Genomic DNA, 13,032 nt, shown 5'->3' on the forward strand with positions numbered 1-13,032 from the left:
TCAACAACGTCGGCGCGCACGGGTCAAGTGCCCGCGACAACAAGGAGACAGACTGATGCCCGGTTATTCAGACCCCGGCTTCGACACGCTGGCCCTGCATGCCGGTGCGGCCCCCGACCCCGTCACCGGGGCCCGCGCGGTGCCCATCCACCTCACCACGTCCTTCGTCTTCGAGTCCAGCGACCATGCGGCCGCCCTCTTCAACCTGGAGCGCGCGGGCCACGTCTACAGCCGCATCAGCAACCCGACCAACGCCGTGCTTGAGCAGCGCGTGGCAGCGCTCGAAGGCGGCATCGGCGCGATCGCCACGGCCAGCGGCCAGGCGGCGCTGCACCTGTCGGTGGCCACGCTGATGGGCGCGGGCTCGCACATCGTCGCGTCGACCGCGTTATATGGCGGCTCGCAGAACCTGCTGCATTACACGATGCGCCGCTTCGGCATCGAAACGACGTTCGTGAAGCCGGGCGACATCGACGGCTGGCGTGCAGCCGTGCGGCCGAACACGAAGCTTTTCTTCGGCGAGACGGTGGGCAACCCCGGGCTGGACGTGCTGGATATTCCCGCCGTGGCGCAGATCGCCCACGAGGCCGGCGCGCCGCTGCTGGTGGATTCGACGCTGACGTCGCCCTATCTCGTGAAGCCGCTCGAACTCGGCGCAGACCTCGTCTACCACTCGGCCACCAAGTTCCTGTCGGGCCATGGAACGGTGATCGGCGGCATCGTGGTGGACGGCGGCAGTTTCGACTGGGAAGCATCGGGCAAGTTCGATGAACTCACGTCGCCCTACGACGGCTTCCACAACATGGTGTTCAGCGAGGAAAGCACGGTCGGCGCATTCCTGCTGCGCGCACGGCGCGAAGGCCTGCGTGACTTCGGCGCGTGCATGAGCCCCCACACGGCATGGCTGATCCTGCAGGGCATCGAGACGCTGCCGCTTCGCATGGAGCGGCACATGTCGAACACGGAGAAGATCGTGCAGTTCCTCGCGAGCCATCCGTTCGTGCAGCGCGTGGGGCATCCGCTGCTGGAGAGCCACCCGAGCCATCAGTTGGCCGGCAGGATCCTGCGCTTCGGGCCGCGTGGTGCGGGCTCGGTGTTCAGCTTCGACATCAAGGGCAATCGCGAGCAGGGCAAGAAGTTCATCGAGACGCTGAAGCTGTTCAGCCATCTGGCGAACGTGGGCGACTGCCGCTCGCTGGTGATCCACCCGGCATCGACGACGCATTTCCGCATGACGGACGAAGCGCTCGCGGGCGCGGGCATTTCGCAGGGAACGATCCGTCTTTCGATCGGTCTCGAAGATGCAGACGACCTGATCGACGACCTGAAGCGGGCATTGAAGGCGGCCGAGAAGGCCGCTTGATCATGAACTTCGTTGGGATTGCCTCCAGTCAACACCGACCGTCGTACTCGACTGATTGTTGCGACACCAGTGCGCCCGGGCGGCAGGGGGTAGGGCTGTGGGCCTCACTCTGTGTCGCCGAGCAGCGCAATCCTGGGGATGGCGCGCGCAGCGCGCTTCAACAACTGACTCACGGCGGTTGTCTGAGCGGAGCGGGCCAAGTGGCCCGCGCAGCGAGTTCCGCCGTGCATCCCCAGGATGAGCAGCACAGGGAAGTCGGCGCAACGCGCCGACCGACACAGCGTGAGGCCCACAGCCCTACCCCCTGCCGCCAAGCACGCTCCTGGAAAACGGAGACAACAGCATGAACTACAAAGTAAATGGCAACGAAACCTACTGCTACACCGGCAGCAAACCCTTCGACGCCGACAAGCCCACAGTCGTCTTCATCCACGGCGTGCTCAACGACCACAGCGTCTGGATCCTCCAGAGCCGCTACATGGCCAACCACGGCTGGAACGTGCTGGCAGTCGACCTGCCCGGTCACTGCCGCAGCGAAGGCGACGCCCCCTCTTCCGTGGAAGAAGCGGCGACGTTCATCGCGGCATTGCTCGACGCCGCCGGCGCGAAGCGCGCTGCGCTGGTCGGTCACAGCTGGGGCTCGCTCATTGCGCTGGAAGCGGCGTCGCAACTGAAGGACCGCGTCACCCACCTGGTGATGATCGGCACCGCCGCGCCGATGAAAGTCTCGCCCGCCCTGCTCGACGCATCGCTCAACGAACCCGGGAAGGCAATGAAGATGATCAACGTCTTTTCGCGCTCGACCATCGCCGCGCCGCCGTCAGCACTTGGGCCGGGCACCTGGGTCTACGGTAGCTCGCTCGCACTCAACCGCCGCGTGCTGCGCAGCAACCCGAAAGTGAATGTGTTCCACCGTGGCTTCAAGGCGTGTGACGACTACGCCAACGCCGAGAAAGCCATCACACAAGTCACCGCGCCCGTGCTCTTCCTGCTCGGCAGCGACGACCAGATGACACAACCGCGCGCGGCCGAACCGCTGATCACCAAGGCGCGTGAGGCCGGCGTCGAGCACACCGTCGTGCGCCTGCCGGTTGGCCATCACCAGATGACCGAAGCACCCGACGCCACGCTCTTCGCGCTGCGCGACTTCCTGAAGACCTGAGCATCCATGAACCTGCGTATCACCGCACTCGAACTGGCCCAGGCCCACAAGCTGGACCACACGGCCACCGCGCGACTGATGTCGCTCGCTGGCCTGGACACGCAACCCGCACCGCTCGCCCGCTGGTTCTGGCGCGCCGTCGCCATCCTCGCCGCAGCGCTGGGTGGACTGGGCCTCATCTTCTGGGTGGCCGCCAACTGGGGCGACTTCGGGCGCGCGGGCCGCTTTGCGTTGCTGCAGGCCTTCGTCGTCGTGATGCTGCTGGGCGCGTGGTGGCGACCGGCCTTGCGCGCACCGCTTGCGCTGCTGGCCCTGCTGGGCACGGGCGGGCTCTTCGCCTACTTCGGACAGACCTACCAGACCGGCGCGGACCCGTGGCAGCTCTTCGCGCTGTGGGCCGTGCTCACGCTGCCGCTGGCGCTGGCCGTGCGCAGCGACGTGGTGTGGGCACCGTGGGCCATTGTGGTGATGACCGCCATCTCGCTATGGATGCAGACGCACATGGGCCATCAGTGGAACATCCGCACCGAGCATCTGTTCGTGCACATGGCTGCGTGGGCTGCGGCACTCACGCTGAGCGTGGGCCTGAGCACGCTGCTCTCGGGCATCACAGGCGCGGGTGTGTGGAGCTGGCGCACGGCCACCATGCTGTTCATCTCGATGGTCACGCTCACGGCGCTGGGTGGCCTGTTCGCCAGGCACGTCAGCGCGCATTACGTGCTGGGTCTTGTCGTGCTGGCGGCAGCAGGCGCGATGTTTGCCAGCGCGCGCATGTACGACGTGTTCGCGCTCAGCGGCGTCGCGCTCGGCCTGAACGTGCTCGTCCTCGGCGGCGTCGGGCGACTGCTCTTCGAAGGCGCCCGCAGCGACATCATCGGCGCGCTGCTGCTGATGGGCCTGGTGTCCGCCGGTGTGCTGGCGGCTTCGGTGAACGTGATCCTGCGGATCGTGCGGGCCCGCACGCCAGGCGATGCACGCGCCACGCCCGTGGAGGACGCCGCATGAGCACGACTGCAACGCAGATGCTGCAGCGTGCGCAGGCAGAAGGCCTGTTGCCCGCCGACGCCGCCTTGCCCACGCCGCGCGAGCAGCGACCCTGGCCTGTCGTGCTGCTCACCGCGCTGGGCGCGTGGCTTGCCGCCTTTCCGCTCATGGGCGTGGTCGGCATGCTGCTCGGCCCCTTGATGACGGCCGGCGTCGGCCCCTACATCGTGGGGGCGCTCATGCTCGCCGGTGCATGGGTCGTGCTGCGCGCGCAGGACGTGCCGGTCTTCGTGGAGCAACTCGCAGTGCCCGCGCTGCTCACTGCCGGTGGCTCACTCGGCTTCGGCCTGTTCCGCGACCTGCCGGACCCGATCGCCGCAGCCGTGCTGGGCGCGCTGTGCATCGGCTTCGGCATCACCGTCGCGCGCGACTGGTTGCGTGCGCTGCTGGGCGCGTCGGCGTGCCTGCTCTTCATGCTGGCACTTCTGCCGCAAGGCGACTTCTGGTGGTCGCGCAGCGCCGCATTCGCGCTTTGGATGATGCTGCACGCCACGCTGGCCGCATGGCTCGTCGTGACGCTCCTGCGCCAGCGGGGGTTGGACAGCGGTGCAACCGCGCGAGCGGGCATTGCGGCCGAAGTCATGGGCGCAGGCTGGCTGCTGGCTGCCGTGGCCTGCATGGCGTGGCAGTCGGGCATGACTTTCATGGTCGGAGGTGCCATGGGCAGCGGCTTCGCGGCAGACCTTGGCCGCGCGGTGGTGAGCGAGAGCGCAGGCAGGCGTTTCGCCGACATCGCCACGGCTGCTGGTTCCGTGCTGCTGGCATGTGCTGCGGGCGCGCTGGCAGGTCGTGCCTGGCCTTTCATGCGCACACCGGCTTGCCTCGGCGTGGCGCTGGTGCTGGTGGTGCTCTGCGCCTTCATGCCGCTTCTGGGCGGTGTGCTGCTCGCACTGGCCGTCACGGCAACCACGCATCGCTGGCGGCTGGCCGCGGCCTGCGCGGTTGCGGCGGCGTGGATCGTTGGTGCCTTCTACTACCAATTGGCGTGGCCGCTCGCGACGAAGGCGCTGGTGATGGCGGGTGCCGGTGGCTTGCTGGCCCTGCTCGTATGGGCCGGCCAGCGGATGTCGCCCACGAGCGCGAGCGCCGAAGCGGATACACGTGCGGAATGGCCCGCTACGCTGCAGGACGCCGGCTCGCGCATCGCATCACGTCAAGGGCCTGGCTGGCTGATTGGACTGAGTCTCGTTGCCGTGGTTGCGGCCTGCAACTTTGCCATCTGGCAGAAGGAAGACATCATTGCCAGCGGCAAACCGGTATTCGTGCCATTGGCACCGGCGGATCCGCGCTCGCTGATGCAGGGCGACTTCATGCGGCTCAACTTCAACCTGCCGGGCGGCGTGCGCAGCGAGGTGCAGGACACGCTCAGCGTCAAGCGCCCGCACGTCGTCGCCAGGCAGGACGCGCGCGGCGTCGCCACATTGACGCGCCTGCATACACCGGGCCAGCCGCTGGCCGAGGGCGAATTCCTCATCGAGCTCACGCCCAAGGCCGGCCGATGGATCCTTGTCACCGACGCGTGGTTCTTCCGCGAGGGCGATGCTGCGCGATTCGAACGCGCACGCTTCGGCGAATTCCGCGTTGATCCGAGCGGACGCGCGCTGCTGGTCGGCATGGCCGGTGAAGACCTGCAGCGCATCGAGCCCTGAAAAGACAAGAGAGAAGAAACAAGAGACAAGTACGCATGACCACGGATACGACGACTGACACGACAACCGTCACAGCGCCGGTCATCACCCCTGCGATGACCGCTACACGCGCCGGCGAAATCGCCCGCGACCTCGACCTGCGCGCACTGCCGCAGGTCTTCTACAGCAACCCCTACCCCGTTTACGCTGCGCTTCGCGAGCAATCGCCCGTGAAGCCCATGCCGGACGGGTCGGTGTTCCTCACGCGCTATGCCGATCTGGTGGCCGTGTACCGCGACGCGCAGACGTTCAGTTCGGACAAGAAAGTCGAGTTCTCGCCCAAGTACGGCGCAGCCTCGCCGCTCTTCGAGCACCACACCACCAGCCTGGTGTTCAACGACCCGCCGCTGCACACGCGTGTGCGCAAGCTCATCATGGGCGCGCTCACGCGGCGCGCGATCGCCGACCTGGAGCCCGGCCTCGTCGTGCTGGTGGATGGCCTGCTGGACGCCATCGAGGCGAAGGGCGGCGGCGACCTCATCGAAGACTTCGCCAGCGCGATTCCGGTGGAGATCATCGGCAACCTGCTCGGCGTGCCGCATGCAGACCGCGGGCCGCTGCGCGCGTGGTCGCTCGCCATCCTCGGTGCGCTGGAGCCGCGCCTGACGCCTGAGCAGGAAGCGCTGGGCAACCGCAGCGTGGCCGAGTTCACGGCCTACCTGCGCGATCTCGTCGCAGACCGTCGCAAGTCACCCGGCGACCCGGAGCACGACGTGCTCACCCGCCTCATCCAGGGCGAGGAAGCAGGCGAGAAGCTGAGCGAGGCCGAACTTCTGCAGAACTGCGTGTTCATCCTCAATGCCGGACACGAGACCACCACCAACCTCATCGGCAATGCGCTCGTTGCGCTGCAGGAATGGCCGCAGGAAAAACAGCGGCTGATGGAGGCACTCACCGGCAATGCAGGCGACGCATCGGCACAGGAATCCGTCATGACGCTGGCCGTCGATGAATTCCTGCGCTTCGAGTCGTCCAACCAACTGGGCAACCGCCGCGCGGTGCGCGCTTGCACCGTGGGTGGCGTCGACCTGGCGGAAGGCGCGCTCGTCACGCTGTGCATCGGTGCGGCGAACCGCGACCCGGCGCAGTTCACGCAGCCCGACGTGCTCGACCTGCAGCGCGAAAACAACCGGCATCTGGCCTTCGGCTTCGGCATTCACCAGTGCGCGGGCCTGAGCCTTGCGCGGCTGGAGGGGCGCATTGCGATCGGCCGCTTCCTGCAGCGCTTTCCGGACTACCGGCTGACGCAGTCGCCGGTGCGCGGCGGGCGGGCCCGGTTCAGGGGCTTCCTCAGCGCGCCGTTCAGCGCGTAGGACGCCGTCAGGCCGACGGACTCCATCCGGCCAGTCGCGCCGCCAGATCGCGCACGTCCTGCGAAATGCCCGCTGCTTCGCTCGCGGTCCCGGCGTCCAGCGATTCGACGAGCCGCGCCAGCGTCTGCGCGTGCGGCGTGAGCGGGCCGAAGAAACGCACGCGGGGCGTGGCCGAAGCATCGGCGACATCCGCGATCAGCAGCGTCGGGAAGGTCTCCACCTCCACGTCGCCCACGAGATCGGCCTCGTCCTCTATGTCCACCCACAGCACGTGCAGGCCCGCATGGCGCGCGGCCACCTCGTCGAAGAGCGGACGGTATTCGCGGCAGGTGCCGCACCACTCGGCACACAGGCACACCAGCAGGCGCCGGGCCGGCGGGGTGGCAGCCACGGCAGGAGTCGCGTCAGGGACAGGAAGCGAAGCAGTCATGAGGGGCGGAAGTGGAGAAAAGTCTTGTCACCGGAAAGCTTGACTATTGTGGCCGCAACTGAAAAATGCCGTGATCGGGCGCAAGAAACGCAGCAAGAAACACAAGGAGACAGACGATGAACACCCAGACCAGCACGACCCACCCGGCTGCTACAGCGGGCCACACTCCGGTCGACCCGCGCAGCTTCGCAAGCTTCGCCGAGTTCTACCCGTTCTACCTCACCGAGCACAGCGACCGCACCTGCCGCCGCCTGCATTTCGTCGGGTCTACGCTGTCGCTGGCCTGTCTGGCGGCGTTGCTGCTCACCGGCAACGGCTGGTGGCTGCTGGCGGGCCTGCTCTGCGGTTACGGGTTCGCCTGGATCGGCCACTTCGGCTTCGAGAAGAACAAGCCGGCCTCGTTCAAGCGCCCGCTGTACAGCTTCATGGGCGACTGGGTGATGTACAAGGACATCTGGACGGGGCGAATTCCTTTCTGAAAGCTTTCACTTCTGTGTAACAGCCGGGCAAAGGCGGACAACCCTGTCTGCCGGAGCAGGCCTTCATGCGTCTTTGCGGTCTGGGCACGCAATCTGCTTGAACTTTTGGGCGTGCCTCCCACTCTGTTTTTGCCATGAAACTCCGCCACGCCCTCCTGAGTGTCTTCGCCGGCATCGTGCTGCTGGCGGGTTGTTCGTCGCTGGACGAAAAGCAGCGCGAATGGATTTTCCAGCCCAGCGATCGCAGCTGGGGCGCCGCCATGACCGACGGCATGCAGGACGTGTGGATCGAGTTCGATTCCAAGGTCAGTGGCGAGCCTACCAAGTTGCACGCCCTGTGGATGGCCGGCCCGCCCGAAGCCGGTGCCAACGGACCCGTGCTGCTTTACCTGCACGGCGCGCGCTGGAACGTCAGTGGCTCGGCCGGCCGCATCCGCCGCATGCAGGAACTCGGCTTCTCGGTGCTGGCCATCGACTACCGCGGCTTCGGCAAGAGTACCAATGTGCTCCCTTCCGAAGACAGCGCTTACGAAGACGCCAAGCAGGCCTGGGACTGGCTGGCCAGGAAGCACCCGACCCAGCCGCGCTACATCTTCGGCCACTCGCTCGGCGGTGCCATCGGCATCGACCTGGCCACGCGGGTCAAGGACGAAAGCGGTCTCATCGTGGAAGGCACGTTCACGTCGATCCCTGAAGTCGTCGCCACCTTCAAATGGGGCTGGCTGCCCGTCAGCGGCCTGATCACCCAGCGATTCGAATCGCTGCGCAAGATCGACAAGATCGGCTCGCCCCTGCTGGTGGTGCACGGCTCGAACGACAGCCTGATCCTCCCATCGCTCGGCCGCAAGCTCTACGAAGCGGCCATCGACCCCAAGCGCTTCGTGCTCGTGGAAGGCGGCTCGCACCACAGCACCAATTCCGTCGGCCAGGACCAGTACCGTGAGGCGTTGCGCGACCTGTTCGGCTGGCAGCCTGCCTTCGGCGGCTTGAAGACGGCGAGCGAGGCGGGCGCGCGGCTGTAAGTCGCCCAGCATCAACGCTTGCGCAGGTGCAATGGACTTTGCACCCATACGCGGATCAACTGGTGTTCTTGTTCACGCGGAGTGGAGCAAGTAAGCTAGCGGCCGACCGGGCCGATTTGCCTACGTCAAAACTCAATGCATAAACCGCTTCCCGTGTGTGCCAGCCATTCGCTTGCGTTACGCGCCGCGACGGGCCTTGCAGTTCTGCTTCTCGTTCTACCTGCTATTGCTGCGAATAGCGCAGTCGCACCTATTGACCGGCAGCAAGAAATTTCTCCCGTTTCGTCCAGCGAGGCCTGTTCGTCCACACAGATCACGCGTTTCGATCGCGCGTCTGACTTGCGCAAACTGGCCCGAAATTGCAGCGATCAGGCAGGCACCATGCGCGTGCTGCGACACCTCAACGGACGGGAGCCCCCGAAGGCGACTTCGATCACCTTGCAGCCAGCGTCCGATCTTCTGCACAGTGTGCGGTCCAGCTACGACATGGACGTGTTCTTTAATTCTTTTGAGGCCTATCCGCCAGACGAGGCCTTCGAAAAGCTTGACGCCTTGTTTACAAAGCTGGCATCGACTTACAGGATCGAAAAACTGTCAATGGTCGGGTCCGCAGACGTGTTCGAGAAGAACGCACGCGCGGGAGACCTTGCATCTCAACGCATCGATTTTCTGCGTCGCTATCTGGCAGGTGCGGGCATTTCGCCCGACCATGTATCGCAGCGCATTGAAGTCGTCAATTCAGCCGACACGACCGATGGACGCGCGCAGGATCGAAGTGTGCGGATCAAGATACGCGCACTGAAATTCCGGGATCCGGCCGTCGCGTCCGGCGCGCCACCGACGCCGCCGGTTTATCCGCTTCTGTCCAAAAGGCTTGGTGAAGAAGGCTTGGTTCTCGTCAGCGTGGTGCTTGACATGTATGGCTTGCCCAAGGAAACGACCTTGAAGCGATCCAGTGGATTCCCTCGTCTGGACGAAGCAGCAGTCGATGCCGTGTCCGGTTGGTACTTCACTCCAGGAATGCAAAACGGCTATCCAGTGTCCGGATCGATCGACGTTCCGGTGCGATTCGTCTTGCAATCCAGCCTGCCGCAACAAGGTTCCGACTCACAGCGAATGCAGGTTCAGGATCTGAAAGCACGCGCCGCCACACTTCCGCCCTCGGAAGGAAAGACAGAGTTGGCCAAGCTGATCGCAGAAATAGAGAAACGCCTGTCGGGGGAAAAGTTTGATGCAGCCGTCAAAGACCAGACGGCCATGTCTCCTACGATCACCGCCTATCGCGCCAAAGCTCTCCGTCGTATCGAAGATTGCGGGACACGTTACTGGCCCGTACACAACAGCGTACGGCTCTATGGAAGCGGTCGCATCAGGTTTGCGATCAATCGGGCAGGCCTGCTTCTCGGCACGGAGATTGTCAGTTCAAGCGGCGACATCCGGCTCGATCGCCATATCCAGGCCGCCGTGACCGCCACCGCGCCGTTCGGGCCCCTTCCGGCAGAACCTGCCAATGACCCGCCCGTGGACAGCCTGGTCCTGGAGGTACGCTTCAACTTCAAGCGGGACGCAGACGATCTTCCAGACTTGCCCGAAGGCGAACGCTGCCGGTGGAGCGGCCAACGGTAACCGGGATGCGCGACGGTCAGCGCGTGGCTGGCACGAAGATGAAAATGGGACCTGGATTGCAAGAAGTGGTTGTCGGCACCCATTTGTAGGGTGCCTGTTTGAGCTTGCCCTTGAACTGGGGATAGTCGCGATCGACCATGGCTGCGGCCTCCGTCAACCTGTTCTGCAGTTGGACCGAAAGCCGGCCTGAAGGCTGGAACTCGAAATCAGCGATGTAGATCGCCTCGCCCGCGGGGACATCAAATACCGCGACTTTCTGATCGCCACATGCGTCGTAAGGGGTGCCCGCGAATGGCCCCTGCCCCCACACGAAAGCACGCACTACGCCGAGCGTTTGCCCCGTCCTGGCTTTGGATACGAGGTAACCGTCCTGTCCTTTGCCAGCGATCGCGGCGTTGAGCCAAGGATTCACATGGAATCGATCGTTGCGTAGATCTCCGGGAAAGACATAGAGGCCAATCGTTTCGATCGGCTTCACACCGATCACGATAAGGCTCTCGTCCGCATTGACAACACTGCCCGGAGCCAGATGGCGCGTTCCACATGCGACGCAAAGCAAGCACGCCGCCAGCGCCACAAGTCGGTGGATCAGATTGGCCATGAAATTTCCCTCGATCAGTTTTGGGACGGACGGACATCGTAACTCCAGCACCGCCCAGCAACCGCAACAGGCTTCGCGCGCGAAGGCAGAATCGAGCCCCATGAAGGCTCTCATTCTCGGTGGGTATGGCAATTTCGGTGCACGCATCTGTCGCACATTGGCAGCGGACCCGGATATCGAGTTACTGATCGCCGGGCGGGACAGTGCCCGAGCCAATGTCCTGGCTGCAGAACTCGGCCCACGATCAACCGGGCTGGCGCTCGATCTCGGCGCGAACGACCTTTCCCGGCGCATCGCCAAATTGGACATCGGGGTTGTCCTTCATACGGCCGGACCTTTCCAGGCACAAGGCTATGCCGTCGCACAGGCAGCAGCGCACGCCGGCGCGCACTATCTCGATCTCGCTGACGGTCGCCGCTTCGTGTGCGACTTTCCCGCCGCGCTGGACGCCGCGTTCCGCGAGGCTGGACGCACAGCCATCAGCGGTGCGAGCACCGTACCAGCACTGTCATCGGCGGTGGTCGACCATCTGGGTGCCGGCTGGCAGCACATCGACGGCATCGACATCTGCATCGCGCCCGCGCAGACGGCGCCGCGTGGCGATGCCACGCTTGCTGCCGTGCTCAGTTATTGCGGCGAGACCGTGCCCGTGTGGCGCGGAGGTGGCTGGCAAGCCGGACGCGGATGGGGCGGTCTGCATCGCGAAAGTTTTGCGCGCATGAAACCGCGACTCAGTGCCCTTTGCGACATTCCGGATCTGGAGCTTTTTCCGGCTTACTACGCTGTGCGGGACCGCGTGATGTTCCGTGCAGCAGTCGAAGTCGGCCTATCGCAACGGATCTTTGCCGTCCTCGCCGCGCTTCGTGCTGCGCGGCTCATTCCGTCCCCTGCACGCTGGGCTGGCATCCTCAACAGGCTCGGTGGACTGCTGGACCCGTTCGGTTCGGGCCTTGGCGGCATGGTGGTGCGCGTCACGGGCGTCGGTGCGCACGGAAAGCTGGCGAAAGCTGCGTGGCACATTGCTGCGGACAATGACCATGGACCAGAAATTCCCTGCATGGCAGCAATACTGCTGACACGCCGCCTTGCGCGTGGTCCTGCACTGCCGGTCGGGGCGTTCACAGCGGCGGGGCATCTTGCCTTGCAGGACTTCACACCCGAATTCGCGCGATGGGGCATGCAGACGGACGTCGAGAAGAACTGACATGGCACACCGCAAACTCGAATTCATCATGCCCGCACCCGCCTCGGTGGTGTTCGACGCGTTCCACTATCACGCGTGGCGCGTCCACTGGGACTCTCTGGTTTCGCGGACGCAGGTGGAGGGTGGCGCACCGTGCCCGTCCGTGGGTGCCATTAGTGAGAACAATGGGGCCGGGCTACTGGGCGGCATCTCGATGCGCACACGCTTCGTGTCTTACGAGCCCGGTGTACTGGCAGCGGCGAGCATGATCGAGCCGTCGTTTCCCTTCTCGCGCTGGGCTGCATCCATGCGCCATGCAGAAGCGCCGAACGGGTTTTCGGTGCTCGTCTACACCTACACATTCGACGTCATGCCGGCCCGTCTGAAATGGGCACTGGAGCCCGTGGTGGACTCGATGTTCCTGCGCGCCACGCGCAAACGGTTCCAGCGGTTGCAAGTCTTTCTGGCAGGGCACGCCCATGAGGTGCGCGAATGGCAGGAAAAACCCCTCACTGTTCACGCCACACATACATCTTGATCGCGACGGAGCGGTCGCGTGCACGACCCTCCACCGTATTTGGGTGTCGAGGTGTTCCTATGGTCAGCGTGATCGCATTGGGAGGAATACCCACGGCCTCCAGATACTGCCGGATGAATTCGGCGCGACGCAGATTCAACGCCATCCGCGGTGCTTCCCTGCGCTCGTTTTCATCGAAGTAGCCGACGATTTCGACACGACTGATCTCATTGAAACCACTCAGATGGCTTGTGAGTTGCTCCAGTCTGGTGAAAGCTGTAGGCAACGGATAGGACTGGAGCAGATAGAAGAAGACGTCGATCTCCAAGGTCACCCCAACGGTCTTGCCAGCATTGCTGGTCGGGGCCAACGAGATAGGTTTGAGTCCGGCTGGCGGGGGTAAGCGGTTGATCTTGCTCAATGCGAGAACAAAGCCGTCCGTATTCCAGCTACAGCGATCCAGCACGGCTTGCAGGTCATGCGGTGTTTCTGCGATTTCTGCGTAGATGCGGTCACACACTTTGGCGTCTTGGGGGATGGGAGGTAGAGCCTGTGCGTGAGCTGACGCCCCAAAACCCAATGCACAAGCCAGAAAGACCAACCC

General features: G+C 64.5%; 13 protein-coding genes. 10 read left to right on the forward strand and 3 right to left on the reverse strand.

Translation table 11 applies throughout. The features are described from left to right. Positions 1-55 precede the first annotated feature (55 nt). The 5 genes from ACO2Q9_RS01565 (at position 56) to ACO2Q9_RS01585 (ending at position 6,570) form a co-directional block, all read left to right on the forward strand. The gene (locus ACO2Q9_RS01565) at positions 56-1,363 is read left to right on the forward strand and encodes an O-acetylhomoserine aminocarboxypropyltransferase (protein ID WP_423307614.1); all 1,308 of its coding nucleotides are present in this window, start codon (positions 56-58) and stop codon (positions 1,361-1,363) included. 343 nt (positions 1,364-1,706) lie between these two features. Next, positions 1,707-2,525, forward strand: coding sequence for an alpha/beta fold hydrolase (locus ACO2Q9_RS01570; RefSeq protein ID WP_423307616.1), 819 nt, complete (start codon positions 1,707-1,709; stop codon positions 2,523-2,525). Positions 2,526-2,531: 6 nt separating this feature from the next. Further along, complete coding sequence (locus ACO2Q9_RS01575) at positions 2,532-3,530, forward strand: DUF2157 domain-containing protein (RefSeq protein WP_423307618.1); 999 nt, start codon at positions 2,532-2,534, stop codon at positions 3,528-3,530. After that, positions 3,527-5,218, forward strand: a complete 1,692-nt coding sequence (locus ACO2Q9_RS01580; protein ID WP_423307620.1) for a GDYXXLXY domain-containing protein — start codon at positions 3,527-3,529, stop codon at positions 5,216-5,218. The genes ACO2Q9_RS01575 and ACO2Q9_RS01580 overlap by 4 nt, the downstream gene beginning before the upstream one ends. Before the next feature lie 95 nt (positions 5,219-5,313). Beyond that, a complete protein-coding gene (locus ACO2Q9_RS01585) occupies positions 5,314-6,570 on the forward strand; it encodes a cytochrome P450 (RefSeq protein WP_423309878.1) in 1,257 nt (418 codons plus the stop codon). Positions 6,571-6,577: 7 nt separating this feature from the next. Here ACO2Q9_RS01585 and ACO2Q9_RS01590 read toward each other — a convergent pair whose 3' ends face one another. Next, positions 6,578-7,000 (reverse strand): thioredoxin family protein, encoded by a 423-nt coding sequence (locus ACO2Q9_RS01590; RefSeq protein ID WP_423307622.1) that lies wholly within the window; start codon positions 6,998-7,000, stop codon positions 6,578-6,580. 116 nt (positions 7,001-7,116) lie between these two features. Here ACO2Q9_RS01590 and ACO2Q9_RS01595 point away from each other — a divergent pair, with 116 nt between their 5' ends. From ACO2Q9_RS01595 to ACO2Q9_RS01605, 3 genes are all read left to right on the forward strand, one after another. Beyond that, positions 7,117-7,479, forward strand: a complete 363-nt coding sequence (locus ACO2Q9_RS01595; RefSeq protein WP_423307624.1) for an Mpo1-like protein — start codon at positions 7,117-7,119, stop codon at positions 7,477-7,479. Positions 7,480-7,613: 134 nt separating this feature from the next. After that, the gene (locus tag ACO2Q9_RS01600; protein WP_423307626.1) at positions 7,614-8,501 is read left to right on the forward strand and encodes an alpha/beta hydrolase; all 888 of its coding nucleotides are present in this window, start codon (positions 7,614-7,616) and stop codon (positions 8,499-8,501) included. A 135-nt stretch (positions 8,502-8,636) separates the two neighbouring features. Beyond that, complete coding sequence (locus tag ACO2Q9_RS01605; protein WP_423307628.1) at positions 8,637-10,127, forward strand: TonB family protein; 1,491 nt, start codon at positions 8,637-8,639, stop codon at positions 10,125-10,127. Between the two features lie 16 nt (positions 10,128-10,143). On the opposite strand, the gene ACO2Q9_RS01610 is transcribed toward ACO2Q9_RS01605, so the two are convergent. Further along, positions 10,144-10,830 carry a hypothetical protein gene (locus ACO2Q9_RS01610; RefSeq protein WP_423307630.1) on the reverse strand — a complete coding sequence of 229 codons (687 nt, stop codon included), beginning with the start codon at positions 10,828-10,830 and terminating at the stop codon, positions 10,144-10,146. On the opposite strand from ACO2Q9_RS01610, the gene ACO2Q9_RS01615 reads away from it, so the two are divergent. After that, entirely contained in the window at positions 10,829-11,932 is a 1,104-nt protein-coding gene (locus ACO2Q9_RS01615) for a saccharopine dehydrogenase NADP-binding domain-containing protein (protein WP_423307632.1), read from the forward strand. The two genes, ACO2Q9_RS01610 and ACO2Q9_RS01615, sit on opposite strands and share 2 nt — an antisense overlap. 1 nt (position 11,933) lies before the next feature. Beyond that, positions 11,934-12,449, forward strand: coding sequence for an SRPBCC family protein (locus ACO2Q9_RS01620; protein ID WP_423307634.1), 516 nt, complete (start codon positions 11,934-11,936; stop codon positions 12,447-12,449). Here ACO2Q9_RS01620 and ACO2Q9_RS01625 read toward each other — a convergent pair. Beyond that, positions 12,421-12,948: an OmpA family protein gene (locus tag ACO2Q9_RS01625; RefSeq protein ID WP_423307636.1), complete on the reverse strand. Its 528-nt coding sequence runs from the start codon at positions 12,946-12,948 to the stop codon at positions 12,421-12,423. The genes ACO2Q9_RS01620 and ACO2Q9_RS01625 overlap by 29 nt on opposite strands. Positions 12,949-13,032 lie beyond the last annotated feature (84 nt).

Origin of the sequence: Variovorax sp. VNK109 (genome assembly GCF_049445855.1) — a bacterium.
Taxonomy (GTDB): Bacteria; Pseudomonadota; Gammaproteobacteria; order Burkholderiales; family Burkholderiaceae_C; genus JAGOCV01.